The 19724-nt window shown below is 60.2% G+C and carries 22 protein-coding genes; 2 read left to right on the top strand and 20 right to left on the bottom strand.

Annotated elements, in window-relative coordinates:
* Nucleotides 1-18 precede the first annotated feature (18 nt).
* Nucleotides 19-591, top strand: a complete 573-nt coding sequence (gene rsmD, locus I6E74_RS05970) for a 16S rRNA (guanine(966)-N(2))-methyltransferase RsmD (RefSeq protein ID WP_197123948.1) — start codon at nucleotides 19-21, stop codon at nucleotides 589-591.
* Between the two features lie 19 nt (nucleotides 592-610).
* Here rsmD and thiL read toward each other — a convergent pair whose 3' ends face one another.
* Nucleotides 611-1600, bottom strand: coding sequence for a thiamine-phosphate kinase (thiL, locus tag I6E74_RS05965; RefSeq protein WP_374221056.1), 990 nt, complete (start codon nucleotides 1598-1600; stop codon nucleotides 611-613).
* 26 nt (nucleotides 1601-1626) lie between these two features.
* Here thiL and I6E74_RS05960 point away from each other — a divergent pair, with 26 nt between their 5' ends.
* Entirely contained in the window at nucleotides 1627-2178 is a 552-nt protein-coding gene (locus I6E74_RS05960) for a DUF3515 family protein (RefSeq protein WP_197123944.1), read from the top strand.
* A gap of 6 nt (nucleotides 2179-2184) precedes the next feature.
* Here I6E74_RS05960 and I6E74_RS05955 read toward each other — a convergent pair whose 3' ends face one another.
* From I6E74_RS05955 to I6E74_RS05865, 19 genes are all read right to left on the bottom strand, one after another.
* Nucleotides 2185-3285: a D-alanine--D-alanine ligase family protein gene (locus I6E74_RS05955; RefSeq protein ID WP_197123942.1), complete on the bottom strand. Its 1101-nt coding sequence runs from the start codon at nucleotides 3283-3285 to the stop codon at nucleotides 2185-2187.
* A 3-nt stretch (nucleotides 3286-3288) separates the two neighbouring features.
* Nucleotides 3289-4320 (bottom strand): NAD(P)H-dependent glycerol-3-phosphate dehydrogenase, encoded by a 1032-nt coding sequence (locus tag I6E74_RS05950; protein WP_197123940.1) that lies wholly within the window; start codon nucleotides 4318-4320, stop codon nucleotides 3289-3291.
* Between the two features lies 1 nt (nucleotide 4321).
* Complete coding sequence (locus I6E74_RS05945; RefSeq protein WP_307784395.1) at nucleotides 4322-5092, bottom strand: lysophospholipid acyltransferase family protein; 771 nt, start codon at nucleotides 5090-5092, stop codon at nucleotides 4322-4324.
* Nucleotides 5093-5099: 7 nt separating this feature from the next.
* Complete coding sequence (gene murA / locus I6E74_RS05940) at nucleotides 5100-6467, bottom strand: UDP-N-acetylglucosamine 1-carboxyvinyltransferase (RefSeq protein WP_197125193.1); 1368 nt, start codon at nucleotides 6465-6467, stop codon at nucleotides 5100-5102.
* Nucleotides 6468-6475: 8 nt separating this feature from the next.
* The gene (leuD, locus tag I6E74_RS05935; protein WP_197123937.1) at nucleotides 6476-7072 is read right to left on the bottom strand and encodes a 3-isopropylmalate dehydratase small subunit; all 597 of its coding nucleotides are present in this window, start codon (nucleotides 7070-7072) and stop codon (nucleotides 6476-6478) included.
* The gene (gene leuC, locus I6E74_RS05930) at nucleotides 7072-8532 is read right to left on the bottom strand and encodes a 3-isopropylmalate dehydratase large subunit (protein WP_197123935.1); all 1461 of its coding nucleotides are present in this window, start codon (nucleotides 8530-8532) and stop codon (nucleotides 7072-7074) included. Before leuC ends, leuD begins: the two co-directional genes overlap by 1 nt.
* Nucleotides 8533-8679: 147 nt before the next feature.
* A complete protein-coding gene (locus I6E74_RS05925; protein WP_197123933.1) occupies nucleotides 8680-9471 on the bottom strand; it encodes an FHA domain-containing protein in 792 nt (263 codons plus the stop codon).
* 85 nt (nucleotides 9472-9556) lie between these two features.
* On the bottom strand, nucleotides 9557-10192 hold the full coding sequence (locus I6E74_RS05920) for a hypothetical protein (protein ID WP_197123931.1): 636 nt from the start codon (nucleotides 10190-10192) through the stop codon (nucleotides 9557-9559).
* Nucleotides 10182-10667: a hypothetical protein gene (locus tag I6E74_RS05915; RefSeq protein WP_197123929.1), complete on the bottom strand. Its 486-nt coding sequence runs from the start codon at nucleotides 10665-10667 to the stop codon at nucleotides 10182-10184. The genes I6E74_RS05920 and I6E74_RS05915 overlap by 11 nt, the downstream gene beginning before the upstream one ends.
* 38 nt (nucleotides 10668-10705) lie before the next feature.
* Entirely contained in the window at nucleotides 10706-12334 is a 1629-nt protein-coding gene (locus I6E74_RS05910; RefSeq protein WP_197123927.1) for a hypothetical protein, read from the bottom strand.
* Nucleotides 12334-12720, bottom strand: coding sequence for a hypothetical protein (locus I6E74_RS05905; RefSeq protein ID WP_197123925.1), 387 nt, complete (start codon nucleotides 12718-12720; stop codon nucleotides 12334-12336). Before I6E74_RS05905 ends, I6E74_RS05910 begins: the two co-directional genes overlap by 1 nt.
* Nucleotides 12721-12882: 162 nt before the next feature.
* A complete protein-coding gene (locus I6E74_RS05900; protein WP_129071847.1) occupies nucleotides 12883-13179 on the bottom strand; it encodes a WXG100 family type VII secretion target in 297 nt (98 codons plus the stop codon).
* A 106-nt stretch (nucleotides 13180-13285) separates the two neighbouring features.
* Nucleotides 13286-13858, bottom strand: coding sequence for a hypothetical protein (locus I6E74_RS05895; protein WP_197123923.1), 573 nt, complete (start codon nucleotides 13856-13858; stop codon nucleotides 13286-13288).
* On the bottom strand, nucleotides 13855-14526 hold the full coding sequence (locus tag I6E74_RS05890) for a hypothetical protein (RefSeq protein WP_197123921.1): 672 nt from the start codon (nucleotides 14524-14526) through the stop codon (nucleotides 13855-13857). Before I6E74_RS05890 ends, I6E74_RS05895 begins: the two co-directional genes overlap by 4 nt.
* A 279-nt stretch (nucleotides 14527-14805) precedes the next feature.
* Nucleotides 14806-15387, bottom strand: coding sequence for a hypothetical protein (locus tag I6E74_RS05885; protein WP_197123919.1), 582 nt, complete (start codon nucleotides 15385-15387; stop codon nucleotides 14806-14808).
* Between the two features lie 398 nt (nucleotides 15388-15785).
* Entirely contained in the window at nucleotides 15786-15947 is a 162-nt protein-coding gene (locus tag I6E74_RS05880) for a hypothetical protein (RefSeq protein ID WP_197123917.1), read from the bottom strand.
* 1204 nt (nucleotides 15948-17151) lie between these two features.
* Nucleotides 17152-17823 (bottom strand): hypothetical protein, encoded by a 672-nt coding sequence (locus tag I6E74_RS05875; RefSeq protein WP_197123915.1) that lies wholly within the window; start codon nucleotides 17821-17823, stop codon nucleotides 17152-17154.
* Between the two features lie 274 nt (nucleotides 17824-18097).
* A complete protein-coding gene (locus I6E74_RS05870) occupies nucleotides 18098-18913 on the bottom strand; it encodes a hypothetical protein (protein WP_197123913.1) in 816 nt (271 codons plus the stop codon).
* 53 nt (nucleotides 18914-18966) lie between these two features.
* Nucleotides 18967-19356 (bottom strand): hypothetical protein, encoded by a 390-nt coding sequence (locus I6E74_RS05865; RefSeq protein WP_197123911.1) that lies wholly within the window; start codon nucleotides 19354-19356, stop codon nucleotides 18967-18969.
* Nucleotides 19357-19724 lie beyond the last annotated feature (368 nt).

Genomic DNA, 19724 nt, shown 5'->3' with positions numbered 1-19724 from the left:
GGCTAGGCTCGGAATGCTATGACACGCATCATCGCCGGATACGCCGGCTCCCTCACCATTGCCGTCCCGAGCGCGGGCACACGGCCCACCAGCGACCGCCTGCGCGAAGCGATCTTCTCGGCGCTCGAAGCCCGCGACGCCATCGAGGGCGCCCGCGTGCTCGACCTCTACGCCGGCACCGGAGCGCTCGGGCTCGAATCCGCCTCGCGCGGCGCACCCCACGTCACCCTCGTCGAAAACAACGCTCGCGCCGCCGCCACCTGCCGCAAGAACGCGACCCTCATCGCGGCAAAGGCTCCGCGCGGCTCAAAGCCGATCATTCTGACCGCCGCTCGCGCCGTGCACACCTTCTTAGAGACATCCGGTGATCAGTGGGATCTCGTCTTCATCGACCCGCCCTACGAACTCGGCAACGGTGAACTGCTCGTGGCGCTCGAACTGCTCGCCACGCAGCTCAGCCCCGACGCGCTCGTGATCGTCGAACGCAGCTCTCGCGACCCCGAACCGGAGTGGCCTGCCGGGCTCGAACTCGACCGTCGCAAAGACTACGGCGACACCACGCTCTACTGGGTTCAGCCGACGGAGGCATAGCCTGCCGGCACTTCGGCGATCAGCCGACGGCACCGTCCCAGCCCGCATAGGGATCCCAGCCGCCACGTTCGGTGTACGCAACGCCATCAACGAGCACGCCCTCGCCCTCGACCACGCGACCGATAGCGCGGAACCCTGCTGGCAGCGGTGCCTCCTCGGGAAAAGTGGCGAGTAAGGAATGGTCTTCCCCACCGTCGAGCTGCGCCCGACCACCCACCGCTTCAGAGGACAAATCAAGCCCAACGCCACTAGCGGTGGCAACGCGGCGAGCATCAATCGCGAGCCCGTCGCTCAGGTCGAGCATGGCCGTGGCTCCTCCGAGAGCGGCGGCTTTGCCGTCCGCGATCGGGGGCGCTGGCCTCAGTTGGGCGGCGATGGCATCGGTATGCGTTGTCGCGAGGGCTGCGGCGGCTGCGGCATCCGGTTCGCCATCAACGACGCCTTCGGTGAACAACAACCGCAGGCCCTCCGCCGCGAGGCCGAGCGTGCCCGAGACTGCAATAATGTCCCCGATCTGGGCACCAGAACGCAGAACCGGGGCGCGCCCTTCGAGATCGCCAAAGGCCGTGATGACAATCGTGAGCACTGTGGACACCGAGAGGTCACCGCCGATTACTCCGCTTCCCGGAGCGAGCGTGTCGCAGCCCTCGCGGAGCCCGTCGGCGATTGCTTCAAGCGCCGAGACAGGGGTGTCGTTGGGGGCAGCAATCGCCACAACCAGGCCCGTGGGCACCGCGCCCATCGCGGCGATATCCGAGAGGTTTGTGGCAGCTGCTTTCCAGCCGAGATCGTACGGAGACGACCACGCGAGCCGAAAGTCAGGGCCATGGATCATCATGTCGGTCGTGATCACGACACGCTTGTCTGGCGTTGCCAACACGGCAGAGTCATCGCCCGGCCCGAGAAGCTCTGCCGCAGCAGAAGGCAGTCGCGGAAAGATGCGCTTCAGCGCGGCAAGCTCACCCACGCCGCCGAGAGTGTCAAGGGTCTCGCTCGCGCGGTCAATCATCATGAACTCACGGTAGCCTGAAGGCGATGAGAACGACGACCCGCACCCCCATAATCGCGATGCTCGCGATAGTTCCTCTGCTGGCAACGCTGGGCGGATGCGCGGCAATCGTTCCGCTCGAGCCGGCGGATGATGCGGCCAATCCTTCCTGCGCCGACGTCATCGTGCGCCTCCCCGACACTGTCGCGGGTCTCGACAAGCGCGAAACCAATGCTCAGGGCACGGGAGCGTGGGGCGAACCGGCCATGATCTTGTTGCGCTGTGGCGTAGCAGTGCCCGATCCCACCGCCGAACTCGCCTGCGTTACTGCCCCGGAAGATGGCATCGACTGGCTGCGCGATGACAGCGACGCCCCCAACTACGTCTTTATCTCGTACGGCCGCGATCCCGCCGTACAGGTCATCGTCGATAGCGATGGTGACCCCGACGTCGATGGCGACGAAGTCTCGGGCTTTGATGCTCTCAGCCAGCTTGCTGGCGCCGTCAGTCAGGTGCCAGCCGACCGCTTCTGCGTCGGATTCTCCGACACCATTGCGCCGAGCGAGACCGCTGAACCCAGCGACGACGAATCCGAATAGCTCGCGTTAGCGAACGGTTTCCAACCCGATCTCGATGAGTTCGTTGATCAATTCGGGGTAGCTCATGCCGCTTGCAGCCCAGCACTTGGGGAACATCGAGATCGGTGTAAAGCCAGGCAACGTATTGATTTCGTTGACCACAAATTCGGTGCCGTCAAAGAAGAAGTCGACTCGGGCGAGCCCCGCTCCGCCGATGGATTCGAAGGCGCGCGCAGCGGTGCGCTGCATTTGCCACAGTTCGCCATCTCGCAGAGGTGCTGGGCAAATCAGTTCGGCGGCAGAGACGTCGAGATACTTGGCGTCGAAATCGTAGAAGTCGCGGCCGGTGACCACGATCTCGCCGGCGACACTCACGCGAGTTTCGCCACCGTCGCGGCCCGAGAGCACGCCGCACTCAATCTCGCGGCCCGTCATCGCCTGTTCAACAAGCGCTGTCGAGTCTTCGGCAAAGGCGGTCGCAAAAGCAGCATCTAGCTCTTCGGCGCTCGAGACCTTGGTCACTCCGACCGAGGACCCTGCGCGTGCAGGCTTTACAAAGACAGGGAAACCGAGGCTGGATGCGCGCTGACGCCACACATCCGGAGTGCGTTGCCACTGCTGCGCCGACACCGTCACCCAGGGGGCCACTGCAACGCCAGCCGCCTCAAGGGCGAGCTTCGTGAAGTGCTTGTTCATGCCCATAGCGGACGCCAGCACGCCGTTGCCGACATACGGCAGACCGGTGAGCTCGATGAGTCCCTGCACTGTTCCGTCTTCACCGAATGGGCCGTGCAGGATGGGGAACACCACATCAACATCACCGAGGCTGCGCGTGGTGCCATCGGCATCCGTGATCGTCAGCTCGTTTGTGGCAGCTGATTCCGGCCAGTGCACTCGCGTGCCGTTGTCGACCACCTCGGGCATCGCGTCGGGGTTAAGCCGAAACATCTCTGCGTCGTCGGGTTGGAGAGTGAAGGCACCCTCGCGTGTGATGCCGACCGGGATGACCGTGTACTTGTCGCGGTCGATCGCCGAAAGAACGCCACCGGCGGTTGCGCAGCTAATGCTGTGTTCCGAAGAACGACCACCGAACAGCAAAACCACGGTTGTTGTGGGCTGGGCCGTCATCGTTCACTCCCCCTGAGGAAGGTCGTCTGTGGTCAAATGTGGGGCGATATCGCGCGGGGCGAGCGTGCCAGCCAAGACTTCAGCTACTTGGCTCGCGATGGGCATATCAACGCCTTTGGAAAGGGCAAGCTCAAGGATAGGTGCCACCGAGGAAAGGCCTTCAGCGGTCTGGTTCATCTGCTTGATGACTTCAGAGAAGCTGTAGCCCTGGCCGAGAAGTCGACCGGCAGTGTTGTTGCGCGAGAGCGATGACTCGCACGTTGCGATGAGGTCGCCCAGGCCTGCAAGCCCCGCGAGCGTTTCGGGTCGGGCGCCGAAGGCGACGGAGAAGTCTGTCATCTCAGCGAGGCCTCGAGTAATGATCGACGCCTTGGTGTTCTCGCCGTAGCCAACACCATCCACGATTCCGATCGCCACAGCGATGAGGTTCTTGAGCACTCCGCCGAATTCGGTACCGATGACATCGGTATTCACGAAGGAACGGAAGTAGCGGTTGCGGGCCGTGACCGCGACGGCGGTGGCGGTTTCGAGGCTTGCGCTGCTCATAACCGCTGCGGTCGGTTGCTCCTTGGCAATCTCCAGAGCCAGATTGGGGCCGGATGCCACAGCAACACGATTCGGATCGACGCCGAGTTCTTGCAGAATCACTTCGCTCATCCGCGCTCCGGTGCCCTTTTCGACACCCTTCATGAGCGAGACGATAATGGCGTTTTCGGGGATGAGTTCGCGCACGATGCGCAGATTCTCCCGCAGCGACTGTGCCGGAACCGAGAGGTACACCTGCTCGGCGCCATCCAGAACTTCATGCAGCTTGTCGCTGGACCACAACGACCGCGGGAGGTTGATGCCTGGAAGGTAGTCGCTATTGCGCTTGGATTGCGTGATCTCGCGGGCCAACTCGGGGCGGCGAGCCCAGAGCGCAACATCGTTGCCGCCGTCGGCCAAAATCTTGGAGAAAGTGGTGCCCCAGGAGCCTGCGCCAAGAACGGCGACGCGACGAGGGGTTTCTGGCGCTCCGGCGCTACCGCTCAGCACGTTACTTGCTCTCGAATCGGCCGGTCTCGCTCTGACCATGGTCTGCGGGGTTGTACCGCGCAGCGGGAGCAGTTTCTCCCCGAATTTCTTCGAGCAGCGACGTGATGGCAGTCATGAGTTTCTCCGTTACCTCAGCGAGCAATCGCGAATCCAGATTTCTGCCTTCGAACTCAGACAAATCTAGGGGTTCACCAAAACGAACGTGAACAGTCTTTCGGGGAAAAACACTAATACGTTTTGAATAGCGGGGCAGAATTTCTTGGGCGCCCCAACTCGCCGCCGGAATCAACGGGATGCCGGCCTCGAGCGCGGTGCGCACAGCACCGTGCTTTCCTCGCATGGGCCACATATCGGGCTCCCGCGTTAGCGAACCTTCCGGATACACCACCACAGCAAGCCCCTGATCAGCAATCTGACGGGCGGCCTTCAACGGGTCGCCACTCTCCCGGCCGCGCGGAACACGTTCGACCGGAACCTGGCCCGATTTCTTCAACAGCCATCCCGCTACGGGGACTTTGAACAGCGATGCTTTTGCCATGTAGCGCGGCATCCGCCCAATCTTCCACATGGCAACACCAATCACGACAGGATCGATGTTGCTGTAGTGATTGGGAGAGATCACAAACGCACCCTCGGCGGGCACATTGTGTGAGTCATGCAACTTAAATTTCGCCAAGACGGTCATCGTGGGAAGCAACAAGAATGCGAGCACACGGAACGCGGCAGTCTTCTCTGACTTAACGCGTCGGGGGCCATTAGAGCCAGATGACACCGGCGACTTATCCTTCGTAGACGAAGTCGGCACCGAGTGATTCAAGCTTGTCGATGAAGTGTTCGTAACCGCGCGCAATAATCCCGATGTTGCTGACAGTCGACTGACCATCAGCGGTCAACGCTGCAATGAGGTGACTGAAACCACCGCGAAGGTCAGGGATCTCAACATCCGCACCATGCAGTGGCGTCGGGCCAATAATGACGGCAGCTTGCTCCAGAGGGCGACGAGGAACGCGGCGACTGACCGACTCAATTCCTGCTTCGAAGACTTCGATATTTGCACCCATCTCAACGAGCGCTGAGGTGAAGCCCAAACGGTTCTCGTACACCGTCTCGTGAACCACGGAACGACCCTCGGCCTGAGTGAGCGCAACGATCAGGGGCTGCTGCCAATCCGTCATGAAACCCGGGTGCACATCGGTTTCAATGACAACGGGCTTGAGCGCACCACCGGGATGCCAGAAGCGGATGCCGTCTTCAGCAATATCGAACGCGCCGCCCACCTTGCGGAAGATGTTCAAGAACGTCATGAGTTCCTGCTGCAGCGCACCCTCAACGAAGATGTCTCCGCCGGTGGCGAGAGCTGCCGATGCCCAGCTTGCGGCCTCATTGCGGTCGAAGAGTGCGCGGTGGTTGTAGCCGGTGAGCTTCTCGACGCCCTCAATGAAGATGACGCGGTTGGGCTCGACATTGATGATCGCGCCCATCTTTTGCAAGATGGCGATGAGATCCATGATCTCGGGCTCGATAGCCGCGCCCTTGAGCTCGGTGACGCCCTTGGCGAGAACGGCGGTGAGCAACACTTGTTCGGTTGCTCCCACGCTCGGGTACGGCAGATCGATGTCAGCGCCGTGGAGGCCGTCAGGAGCGGTGAGACGGATGCCTTCATAGCTCTTGTCGACGACGGCACCAAAGGCACGCAGTGCATCCAGGTGGAAGTCGATAGGGCGGTCACCAATGCGGCATCCACCGAGGTCAGGAATCAACGCTTCGCCGAGGCGGTGCAGCAACGGTCCGCAGAAGAGGATCGGGATGCGGCTAGAGCCCGCGAGCGCATCAATTTTGGCGAAGTGTGCCTTGAGCACATTCTTGGGGTCGAGGGTCAGCTCGCCGTCGCCCGTCTCAGTGACAGTGACGCCATAGGCCTCAAGCATTCCGGTAACAACACCAACATCGCTAATGGCCGGAACGTCTTTGAGCACACTCGGGGTGTCAGCGAGAAGTGCTGCCACCATGGCTTTTGTCGCGAGGTTCTTCGCGCCGCGAACGTTGATGCGTCCACGAAGAGGCTTTCCACCATTAATGACGATTTGGTTGGAATGCAGTCCGGATCGCTTGGCTGCCGCTGTTGCGTCTTGAGCCAATGGATTCATCGTTACCTCTACTTCGCTGGCAAGGTTGTCGGGCGCCATGCTTCTCGGTGCCCTTCGAACTCCGTGATATCTGATTCGTTTCTCAGAGTGAGACCGATGTCATCGAGCCCTTCGAGCAAACGCCACCTAGTGTAATCATCAATCTCGAAAGAGAACTGTGCTGAACCGGCAGACACCGAACGGGTCTCAAGATCGACGGTGATTTCGAGTTCGGGGTCGGCTTCTACGAGCGCCCACAAGGTCTCGATATCTTCTTCGGCGAGCTGCGCGGCGAGAAGCCCCTGCTTGCCCGAGTTTCCGCGGAAAATGTCGCCAAAACGCGAGCTGAGAACGGCTTGGAAGCCGAAGTCACGAAGCGCCCACACGGCGTGCTCCCGACTAGAGCCGGTGCCGAAGTCTGAGCCTGCGATGAGAATCTTGCCGTGGCTATAAGGTTCACGGTTAAGGATGAAGTCAGGGTCTTGGCGCCAGCGGAAGAAGAGAGCGTCTTCGAAGCCGGTTTTCGTTACTCGCTTGAGAAACTCGGCGGGGATGATCTGGTCGGTATCGACGTTGCTGCGCTTGAGCGGAACAGCGTTGCCACGGATAGTCGTAATCTTGTCCATTAGCGCGACTCCTCTGCGGTGGTGCTGGCTGAAACGAGCTGCTCGGGCAGCGGGCTGTTCTCCAAATCCCAGGGGCTGGAAAGCGTTCCGCGGATGGCGGTTGCGGCGGCAACGAGGGGCGACACCAGATGGGTGCGCCCTCCCTTGCCTTGGCGACCTTCGAAGTTGCGATTACTAGTGGAAGCGCAACGCTCTCCCGGAGCCAGTTGGTCGGGATTCATGCCGAGACACATTGAGCATCCCGCAAAGCGCCATTCGGCGCCGAACTCTTCCACAATCTTGTCGATGCCTTCGGCTTCAGCCTCGATACGAACGCGGGCAGACCCGGGAACGACCATGACGCGCACGTGATCAGACTTCTTGCGCCCCTTGATGATCGACGCGAATGCTCGCAAATCTTCAATGCGGCTGTTGGTGCACGAGCCCATGAAGACGGCATCCACGGCAATATCTTTCATCGCCATGCCAGCGTCAAGCGCCATATATTCGAGGGCACGCTCGGCTGACGCACGCTCGTTGGGGTCGGCGATGTCAGCGGGCACGGGAACGTTCTCGCTGAGCGATACGCCCTGGCCAGGGTTAGTTCCCCACGTGACGAATGGCTCGAGTGTGTTCGCATCGAGGAAGACTTCGGCATCGAAGACGGCATCATCGTCGGTGGCGAGGGTGTTCCAGTACTCAACGGCGGCATCCCAGTCGGCGCCTTCGGGAGCGTGCGCGCGACCCTTGAGGTAGTCGTAGGTGATCTGGTCAGGCGCGATCATGCCGGCGCGAGCGCCAGCCTCGATCGACATGTTGCAGATCGTCATGCGGCCCTCCATGGAGAGCGAGCGGATGGCGCTGCCGCGGAATTCGAGGACGTAACCTTGGCCTCCGCCGGTTCCAATCTGCGCGATGACGGCAAGAATGATGTCTTTCGCGGTGACGCCGGGGCGCAGCTCGCCCTCGACGGTGATCGCCATCGTCTTGAAGGCTTTCAGCGGAAGAGTTTGAGTGGCGAGCACGTGCTCGACTTCACTCGTGCCGATACCGAATGCCATGGCACCGAAGGCACCGTGGGTGCTCGTGTGCGAGTCGCCGCAGACCACGGTGATGCCGGGCATTGTCAGCCCGAGCTGCGGGCCGACAACGTGAACGATGCCCTGCTCGATGTCGCCGAGCGAGTGCAGGCGCACTCCAAACTCTTTGGCGTTATTGCGCAGCGTTTGGATCTGCGTGCGACTCGTGAGGTCAGCGATCGGCTTGTGGATCGCGAGAGTCGGGGTGTTGTGGTCTTCGGTTGCGATCGTGAGGTCGGGGCGGCGAACCGGGCGGCCGGCCATCCGCAGTCCGTCGAATGCTTGGGGGCTTGTGACTTCGTGCACAAGGTGAAGGTCGATGTAGATGAGGTCGGGAGTGCCATCGGCACCCGCGACGACCAGATGGTCATCCCACACTTTTTCTGCCAGGGTCTTGCCCATAGCGCACCTCTTTCGAATCGACGATCGTGCCGCAAAGAGCGCGGCTCAATCTCTCTAGTCTACGCCGCGCAGCCATGTCGGTTTTGATACAAAGATGGATGCGCGTGCGAGCGGGGGTCTCAGCCCGCGTTGGATCGTTGGCTGCGTTTAGCGCGACCCCGGCACGCTGCGGAGTGTCTCACTTCGCTCGACGATGATCACGAATTGACCGAGGCGCACCTGCGCGCCACTAGTGAGGAGCTGCGCCGAACCGGGCCTCACCGCAATTTCTCCCGTACCGGACGCCATCACGTAGACACCATTCGTCGAATGAAGGTCGTGCACATGCACTTCACCTTCAGCCGTCACTTGCAGGGCGGCGTGAGTTTTCGACACCGATTTGCTGGGGTCAGAGATCGGGAGCAGCCTCGCGTTGGGCCACTGCGCGTTAGCAGCGGGGTCCCGGCCGAAAAGAGTCGTGCAATCGAGCTCGATCTTCGTTCCGTCGGCAAGCGTTAATCGCCACAGCAGGGTTGCAGGAGCCTTGTTGTCGCCGCTGGCGAAGTGAGTTTCTTCGTCGATGGCGTCGTCAACTCCGCTCGTCGACGTGGCCGGTGCAGGTGCTGGCGCTAGTGCAATAGCGTCATCGAGGCGAGGCGGCGCGTAGTGCTGCTCAACCAGTGGAGCGGATGCACTAGCCGACGTTGCGCTGACTTCTTCCTCGACCGGCATTCCCGGTGCTGTAACGGGAAAGAACACGGGGATTTCTGCCGCTTGCGCGGCGGCAGCCGGTTCCCTCCGTGGCGGCATGCGGAAGGTTCCCGAGTCCACGAGGCCCGGAGGAAGAACTATGGCGCCGCTCTCTTCTACCGCTGCAGGCGGCGTCGGTGCTTGTTCGACTCGCTTCGGGGCCATGCCGGGAGGCGGAACGATGAACTCATTCTCGTCTGCAGCAGTCATCCGCGCGCACCCATCTCTACAAGCCCAGAAAAGCCAACCTTAACTCATGTGGGTTGTGGATGTCAGCTACCGGCTGATCTTCAGATCACTCCCAATGGGAGGCCCGCACGATGGAGTCGAAGAAGTTGAGCATGACCTGTTCGAGATCGACGAATACGGTCGAGAAGACAACGAGCATGACGCGCTTCGTCTCGGGAATTGTTAGCCAGTACTGCGCCACAAGCGTCGGCAATGCGTCGCCGGCATCACTTTCGCCTGCGGCGGCGACCTGCCGAATGTGGTGAGTGCGAAGTGCCTCTGAGCCTGTCGCTGCGAAACGAATCATGGTCTCGGGGTGCTGGTCCGGCATCGCCTCGAGCCCTGCTTGCAGCACGCGCATTACTTCGGCAGGGAACGTTCCGACGGCGGGCGTCATGCCGAGCGGCGGAAGGTACACCGTGAACGATGCCGAGAACGGCACGCCTTCGATCACATCGAGTGCGACCGTCATCGACTGGCCGTCGCCCCTAATAGCAGCCTCGAGTCCATCGAAAAGCTGACGTCGCATGCCGTCTCGCAACAGCGTGTGTTCATCTGCGCGCCCTACTCGCGCATCGATGAGCCGGCGAATGGATGCTCGCGCCGACTCTTCATCGTGCAGCGGCACCTGCCACCACTCCCCTGGCAGGGCGAACTTCAACTCGGGTAAAGGCGTGTGGGGCAGCTGAAGATCAACCATCATTGGGTCCCGTCCACTCGCCGTAGCGGGCCTCGAGCGTCGATGCCGACACCAACAAACTCTCGAGCGGCTCTCTGACGCCACGCAAGTCAAGCTCACTGATCACAGACCCCAGCTCGACTCCGTCGCCCGCCGCCTCCGATGCGTTCGGCGGCATCGGGCCTTCCGCAACGATCAGTGCGACAACGGCGGGCTGAAACGACAACGATTGCCACACCGCCTCGAGCGCTTGGTCAACGACGTGAGATAGACCCTCGTCGGTCAACTCCACGACATATATTTTGACCGAGTACGCCTGCCTGGGGCCATCGTAGTAAGTGCCGCCAATGACACCATCTATCGTCGGGACCGCCTCCATCAGCGCAGTACGCACATCATCGTTTTGTTCCTCTTCCGATGGCCCTGTGTAAATCAACCCACAGGCCGTAAGCAGCACTACCGTCAGAACGGTGACGAGAGCGGCAGCGCTCAGGCGCATTCGCCTCGCGACACCACTTGTTCGCTGATGAACCGTCATCACTCCGACCCCTCGTAGATAAAAACGCGCTCGTATTCGGAGAAGAACATTGCCTGTTCTTGTTTCTGAGCTAACACCCGCGGGTCGCTGCTGCTGTCGACCATCGCATCGGCCGACCCCGTATAAGCCGAGGAGCTATGCGCAAACACTGGTTGTCCGGTGGCGGGGTCGATGGGAGCATCCGTGCTTACGGTCACCCAATGTGGTCGCTGCGTGCCTCCCGACGAAGGCGAGTCCAAAGCTGGAACAAGATCGCCATCGTGCTGCACAGATATAACGGAAACGCTCTCGGGAATGTCCATCAGATCGATCGGAGAGCCTGACGCGAAAACGGCTTGAATGTTGAACGGGCTCAGCGGGTCTGCTGCCATTTTTCCTGCCAGAATGCCGCCCTGGCTCCATCCGCTCATCATTACCGGATCGCCCGGAAGCACACCCGCGTCCATCATCGCCTGAGTTACCGCGCGCTCGTAGGCCGCTTGCTGGCTCGGAGCGAGCATCAACGAGAGATTCGAATCGAGATCATTCATCGCGCCCTGATCACCTTGAGGCTTCCATACCCCCTCAAATGCACCATTGGCTTCTTGCCAATCCTGAGTGCTCGGTAATAAAACACGCCACCCGAGACGGTTTCCGTGCTCGTCGAGGACCTCGACGACTTCGACAAATGTAAAGCCCGCCTTCCCCTTGGTGTCCAACTCTGCGTTACGCGTCATGAGATCTTCATAGTCGCGCGCTGGCTTCTGATCCTGCGGCGGTAGCCGCACCATCTCTGGCGTGGGGCGACGCTCCTCGTTGGAGAGGCGGATCGCTAACAATGCAGAGAGCCCGGCTGCGTGAGCCAGCACAACTCCCGGCAGCAGCACCTGCAACAGCGCCTTTTCGGGTGGAAGGTTGGACATGATCTCCCAGAACAGGGAGACAACGGTATTCACCCAGATCGTGAGCTCCGCCACTGCAATTACGAGCGCCTGCAACGGCTCAAGCACCCCGGCCAGAACGTCGGTCAGCCACTGACCGAGAAGGCTCTCACCTCCCGGGAGCGATTCGACCCACGAGTTCACCTGATCGCGCAGTGTGTCATTCATCGCTTCGAGCGCGGGCTCAATCGCCGCGATCGCCAAACGGGCAGCTTCGTCACGATAGTTAACCGCACGTTCGTAGGCTGCGCGAGCATCCGCCACGCTCGCGTCCAGCTCGTCCACGTGGCTCTGAGCTTGACGTAGCTGCGCCGAGACGTGATCGAACTCCGTGCCCGTCTGAGGTCCGTAGAGTCGATCAGAAAGATCTGAGCGGAGAGTCTCGTAGTACGGGAGTTCAGCCGCGGCAGCGTCGGCCCGTTCAATGGCACCGCTAGCGGCATCTTGCGCATCGCGCAGGCTTACTGCGTAGACCGAGATCGCCTGCGCGGTCGCACCATAACGTGGCTGAGCTCTGGCAAGTCGCGCTGCAGCGCTCGACGAACGTTCGGACAGTGCCGTCACGGCCTCGCCAACGCCAGCGACATCCGAAGCGAAGTTGTTGAGCCTCAGGGTGGTGTCTGTGATCGCGTCGGCGATGGTCAAGTACCGCTTTCCATACGAGGCGAGAGCGGTCGGGTCACCCGGGAGGGCGCGAAGAGCAGACATCAGACCCCTCCATTGCGTGAGGCATTCATGAGTGGAGGTGCGGGGGTCGGAATGGGCGTGGGCAGCGGCTCTGAACGATAGGCACGCAGCGCCGCCGGCGACCGATACGACTCGACGGTCTCGGACAGCGACTGGTCAAGTTCTTTCATCGTGTCGTGCACGCTGTGAACGGCGTCTGCGATCTGGCTGAGTTCCGTGATGAGTTCTGCGCGGCGCAGGTTCCATTGCGAACCAAAATCTTTTACTGTGCCGGCCAGACCATCATGGCCGCACAGGTCTGCGACAGCTTCGCTGAACGCTTCCGCCAGACCGAACTCTGTCTGCACCGTGGCCATTGTCGACTGCAGTTCAGTCAACTTGGCAAAGTCGATCTCGAGATCCGCCATGGCGTTCCTTTCCTTTGCAGTCCTTAAGCCAGATGTTGCTCACGCACGCACTCATGCATGCATGCATGCATGCATGCAATCGAACGTCTCAGCAGGAGGCAATAAGAGGACCGCAACGGAACAACCGTTGCGGCCTCACATCTCAGAGCGCCTCGTGAAGGGCTATCCGCGGATTGCGTTTCCCAGCTCGGTGTCGACCTGCGAAAGCTGGTCAGCGGCGGTGGTGAGGAACGTGCTCATGCCGTCCAGACCTGTGACAGCCTGAGTGGTTCCCTGCGTGAAAGTTTCGTACGAGACTTGAAATGCTCCAGAAGCAGAGTCAGTGACGAAGCCGCTCTCTACGAGACCGTTGACGAGAGTCTGAAGCTCAGTCAGCTTCGTGATGAGCTCATCTTTTCCGGAGATCAGACGACCCGCAGCATCCGTCATTTCTGAATAAGTTACGTTCATGTTCGCCATAGCTACTCCTCAGTTCACGTGTGTGGTGGGCCAGTTGACCTCAACCCCATTTAGACAGTACTGACTGCCTCCAAAATTGCACATGGGTAGAACTCCCCACGTGTGACTATTCTTCAGAAACAGTAGCAGCGAGCTCGGAGAAATTCTCGCGAAAACGTTCAAATCCGACCAAGTCTGTCGTCGCATTTCGCAGCACAAAGAACCCGCCATCGACTTCGAACGCGTACGTAGCCCGCAATGTGATGATGTGAGAGGCTTCTTCGTCGAACGGCGCGTGACGCACGCCGAGCACACCCCGCAGTCCCGAGGTCGTCACAAACTCGGTGAGCGTGGGTTCGCGAATGGCATCGGGGTCGCGGCTTCCCGCTATCTCCTCAACAGGAGCGTCGCCTACTGCGGACCGTGGGATCATCTCCCCCTCGACGTAGTGCACGGGGCCGTTGAAGGACTCCAAGAAGATGTAGCTGGCTTGCACTCCTCGCTTAGCAGTATCGGTTGCAATCAGAGAAAGCGCGCCGACCAAGGCTTCCGATTCGTCTCGTGAGAGTTTTACTCGCGCGATCTCTACGACCTCGTCGACCAAAGCCTGTGCCCACACCTGAGGCGTGCTGTATTCCGCGAGCGGCCCGAAGGGAGGCACGCCGACCCAGTCGTCGGGGTATCGGACGAAAACGCTCATTCGGTGGGCTCCTTCGGTGAGAACGAGACACTCGACATCAGAGCGTCACAGAGAAACTCAAGGGCTTCGACGATCTCGGCGGAGTCGGAAGTTCCAGGGACAAAGAGACTCGCAGTGAAGGTTATCCACGGCTGCCCAGGTGCAGTGGGGCTGACGATGTAGTTGACTAACCGGGTTGCGGGAGCAGTGAGCTCGCCCGTCTCGTCGTATTGCGCGAGGCGATCGGCTACCACGCGTACTGCCAAGACCCCACCTACCGTGACAGCACGGGATCCCGCGGAAGCCGCCGACAGCGACAGCAGCGTGTCGTGCATCGTCGCGCCGGCAGCCGGCTGTTTCGGCAGCGGAGCAACCGCCACAGACGCAGGGATATGGATGCCCGCAGTCTCGCTAATCGGCAACCACACTTCCCACACGCCCGAGTCTTGAGACTTTGCCACAAGATTTTGCAGCATCGCCCTCAGTCGCGCACGTGCGATGTCACGTTTATCGGGCGTGACGGTCTGCATGACGTGAGTCACGATGCTCTTCACCTCGTCAGAGGCGCGCGCATCCATGTGCAGCACGACCCACCCCGGAGGCAGAAGCGCTGCGATCCCCGGCGCAACCGATCGAGGCGGAGCGTTCGTGGCGCCTCTATCGTCAGCTGATGGCGTGAGTTCTGTCATCGCGTTACGTTCCATTCCGGAGTGCCGCCTAATTTGTGAATTCGGATGCTTATTGTCGCGATCGCCGCAATGGTTCCTGCGGCTAGCGCCACCCACAGGTACTCGAGCGCGTAAATATCGTTATCGCGCGAAACGACACTTAGTGAGCATTACACCGAGATTACCGTCATTGCCATATCGTGCCTACGAACCCACAATGGTGAGCTAAAACGTTGGAAGAGCGATACGCCACCGCGACCGGGAGCTGCACCCGCACCATCGAGCGCACACCCAGTTTCCTCAGCCGTCATTGGGGCCATCTTTCTTTCGAGGATGCAATTCGCTTTGTTTAGCGCGCCACTGAGGGCTAAATAACGCAGCGGGAGAGCTAGCCGTCAATAGAAAGGATTCCTTTATATCGCCAGGAACCGAGCCAACGAGCCTGCGATGACGGTTATGAGCGACCGCGGCTAACGTCGCCGCTACGAGGGCTGCCCACAAATACTCTGGAGCATCACCAACGTCGACACGCGGGTCGAGGCCGGATGACAACAAGAAGCAGATGAACGCAGCGACGGCGGCGTGCCCTCCAATCCAGAACGGACTCGTGTAGACGCGAACTCTAACTGTGCGGCGGGCTTGAGCGTGGGGCATCCACCAGCGAGAGGGGTGCCAGCACACAGCCATCACGACGGCGATGGCAACGATCCACCCAAACGCGACCCAAACGGGCAGGACAGCATCCGGGATGGTCGATACGACGCACATCGGTTCATCGAGGCACTCAGAGATTCGGGTCTGCGGCCACGTTGTCCAGGCGAGAATTCCAGCCCCCACCGGCACGAGCATGAGCATGAACAGGGAAGCCAGAGAGGAGGCCATAAGTGCCCATCCCACGACGTGCCCTATACGCTGTCCTTTCTTGGTGTGTTGCTTAGCTAGGCTCTTCCGCACTCTTGCTGCTGATTCTTCGGGTTTCGGTATCCGTGAATTTGCAATAAAAGCTACAAGGATGGCGACAGCCCAAAGACCACCAACCCACAAAAGCCCGCCGGCGGAGAAACTCACACTAACCAAGCAAATTACATCGCCTGCACAGGCAGCAAAATCTTCGGCTGGCCATGCCGAAGAATGTCGAATTACACTCCACAAGCCAGCGATCATCCTCACTCCAATCGCTATCCAAGCGACTATGAGAATCGCCCAAATCGCTCGGAGCGCGCCAATGCTAAACGGAAGATCGCTGCTCTTCGCAGTGTTTGACACTCCCTTGGCGCTCGTCATCGCGAGGTCGCGGCGCTGTTCTGCAATTCGTCGACGCCCTTCAACAAGAGGTCCAACAGTTCTGCGTAGGTAAACGCGGCCGAAACAACGCCCAACGTTCGCAGTCCACCTATTACGTCAGCGGCGATCGCACTCGAGAGCAGCTGAATACTAGCCACCAACTGAATCGGAGCCTCTCTGGTGTCGTTACCACCGAGACGCCTCAACCGTTCCCGCCGCGAAACGTTTCTTGCTCTGCTCGCCCCGGCTACCGCGACAGAGGCCCCCTCAGCCTTCACCGCAGGATCCACTCGCTGGGACCATGAACTCGATGAATGCGTTTACTCAGCGTGGCGACAGCGAAAAGTGTGAAAGCGGCGAGAATCACCCAGATGTATTCGAGGGCCAAAATTGGCTGCCCTCGATCGAAAACTCCGAATAAGCAAATTACAGATACCACTGCCACAGTGTTCGCGTGTCTGGCTATCCAAAACGGAGAAGTATAGAACTGTCCCCGAGCGCGAGACTCATCGGCAGAACTAGGTGCCCACCAACGGACTGGTTTCCAACAAATCACCGTCGCTGCGATCACGATAGCGAGCCAGCCGAAGGCGAACCAGACAGGCAATGCGTTGTGCGGGAGGATCGACACTACACATGCAACAGCTTCCTCGCACCGCTCTATTTCGCGCTCTGGCCACGTCACCCTCGCGATAATCCTGCCGATTGCAGATCCGGCCAATAACACAATTGTAAAACTGACCGCGCAAAAAACGAGCACGCGCCCCACTCTCAACGCGATGCGTTGCCCCCTCGCAGTTCTCGCCTGCGCACTCACCCTCTCGACACTCCTCATCTGGTCCTTCGGAGGAGGAAAAACGACGTTCAAGAGCAAGACAGCTGCGATGGCCAGCCCCCACAACCCCCCGATCAATACCAGTGCTCCATCAGTCAGCACCACAGACGCACTACACCCGAGGTCACCCTCACAACCAGCAATACCCGTGACTGGCCAATACCCTTCCCTCACTAAGGACTGCGCAAGGCCCGCTGCTGCAAACGGCAGCCCGATCGCCCCTGCGACGCCAAGCAAGATGAATCCGAGATGCTCACGTAGGAATTTTCTGAGCGCGCTGAGCGGAGGGCGTTCGACTTTCACCGGCCACCGCCGAGGTTGCGAGCCTTTTGACCGTTCGCCGGCGGAGCTAGCGTCTTACTACCGGCCATCGTGGCCACCCCTAATCCCGGGGTGCAGCCCGCGCTGCTTCGCGCTCCGAACAAGAGACGACTCCGTCACGCTCGACCACTGAGTGCGGGAGGCTGGCGTGCCCAAGGACTGCACGCCGCTGATGCCCGCTAACGCAAACCGTGTCGTCGAAGCCATCACCATTCCCCCGGCCCCTTCACACCATGGATGCGAAGGTTAACCATCGTCATAGCCACGATCGTGGCGGCTGCTAACACCACCCACACATACTCCAGCGAGTAGACATCGTCGAGGTCCGTGTCTAGCCCGGTGATGGAGAGCAGGGCAACGAGTCCCATGATTATCGCGTAAGTTCGAATCCAGAACGGCGACGTGTACGGCCGCACTTTGGCACGTCGAGCTTCGCTAGTGGGAGGTGACCACCATCGCGCAGGTTTCCAGCAAATCACCATCGCCGCAACAACAATCACAACCCACAAGAACGCCCCCCAGACAGGGAGCGCGTTTTTATCCAAGATCGAGATCACGCAGAGCGGGTCTTCATCGCAGTTGTCGATACGCGCCTGCGGCCACGAGAACAACGCCACAAGAGCCATGATTGGCGGCACGAAGAACAGGCCGAATATGAAAGTGAAGGTTGACACGACAAGCGTCCAACCGACCACGAAAGCAATCTTCTGATCGCGGCTACCTTTCGACGCAACCTTTCGTTTGTGCACCACTTTTAGCCCATCTGCGGGCATCGGCAAACGCCTACTCACGAGCCCGATCACGATGATGGCGATGATGGCGATGAGCCACAACGAACTACGCCAGACCAAGACACCGTCAGCTGCAACTGCCGACACCGCGCAGCCCAAGTCACTTCCGCAGCCTTGAAGCTGCTCGGATGGCCATAGGGAGGCGAGCGCGATTCCCCGCAAGATAGACCACACGGTCGCACTGCTTCCAGCGATAATAATAACCGCCGCGACAGCGTAGAACGTCCTGCGGCTGTTGCGAATACTTCGATCCAAACCTGATCGCCGCGTAGTCAAGAGAGGCCTACCTGCAGGGAACCAATGGGATTTTTCACGCTGCGCATTGCGGGACTCATCGTGGTCCTTCCGCGGACTGGGCGGGTCATGGGGTTTTCCTAGACGGCCACTCCGCAGGCCCCTGAAGCCCACGCAAACCAATGTTGAGCGTGCTGAACGCAATCATCGTCGCGCCCAATACAACGACCCACAAATACTCGAGAGCGGTCACACTGTTATCGCGCCACACAATTCCTAGACTGCACCGTGCAGCTACGAGAACCAATGCGATGGCGTGGTACCGGATCCAGAACGGTGATGTGTAAGGGAACACCCGAGGTCGCTTTTTACCTCGACCCGGCGCAACCCACCACCGCGCCGGCTTCCAGCAAATTAAGAGCGACACCAAGATCACCGTCGCCCATGCAAACGCTACCCACACGGGCAATGCGTTGGAGGGCAGCAGGGAGATCGCGCACAACTCATCGGCATTACAGCGACTGATGTCTGCTTGCGACCACGTTGCTGCCGCCACCAGCCCGGCGACAGCAGGGACCAGGAGAAGAAGGGTAGAGAATCCGATGGTGGATACCATGAGCGTTCGTCCGACAGCAAGAGCGATGCGCTGATCATCAGGTGTCTTCATGGGCGCGTTGAGCTGCGCCACCGTTCTCTTGGAGCCAGAAGATGCTCCCTTTTTGAACCCCACGACAAGCACGGCGGCGACGCCGAGCAGCCATAAGGACCCGGTCCAGATCGGTACCGCTTTGGTGCCCACCGTCTCCGCGATGCAGACGAGGCTTTCATCGCAAGCATCAATCAGTGCGGTAGGCCATATCCCTAGACGTACGAATTCGTTGGCCATCCCCCAGACGAAGAGGCTGCCAACGAATACGCCACAGAACACCAGAAACATCTTCACACGCATGCTAAATCTACGTTGCTGCGCTAAATGCGAGGGGAGCTTCTTCTTCCCTACCAATTGTCGCCCCACCGCCAGCCCGAGGGCTCGAAGGCTGACTCGACTTGCGGAATCAGTGTTGCGGCCGGCAAGACAAGACTGTTCATAGCCCCTATTGCCGCAACAACGTGTATGAAGGTGGTTGCAGCGGTGTGGATCCCCGTCGCGAGTGCTGTGGAGATCAGTCGTGCCCGTGCGAGATCCCGTTTATCGGGTACGACAGTCTTCATGACGTGAGTCACGATGCTCTTCACCTCGTCAGAGGCGCCCTCATCCATGTGCAGCACGACCCACCCCGGAGGCAGAAGCACTGCGATTCCCGGCGCCGCCAATCGAGGCAGAGCGTTCGTGGTGGCTCCCTCGTCAGCTGATGGCATGAGTTCTGTCATCGCGTTACGTTCCATTCCGGAGTGCCACCTAATTTGTGAATTCGAATGCTTATGGTCGCGATCGCCGCAACGGTTCCTGCCGCCAGCGCCGCCCACAGATACTCGAGCGCATAAACATCGTTCTTCCGCGAGACCACGCCGAGCGAGCAGCTTACAGAAGTCACGCCTACTACCATCGCGTGCGTGCGAATCCAGAATGGTGAGGTGAAACCTCGGATGAGCGACACGCGACCGCGAACCAGACCGGCAAAGCATTCTCCGAGAGAGTAGAGAGCACGCATGCGCGATCTACTTCGCACCGATCGATCTCTGCGTCGGACCATGTAGCGAGCGCAACGACGCTGGCCGCGAGCGGAACTCCGGTGAGCAACACGAAAAACCGC

This window comes from Salinibacterium sp. SWN139 (assembly GCF_015864625.1).
Taxonomy (GTDB): Bacteria; Actinomycetota; Actinomycetes; order Actinomycetales; family Microbacteriaceae; genus Rhodoglobus.
This window is presented reverse-complemented; position numbering and strand designations above follow the sequence as displayed.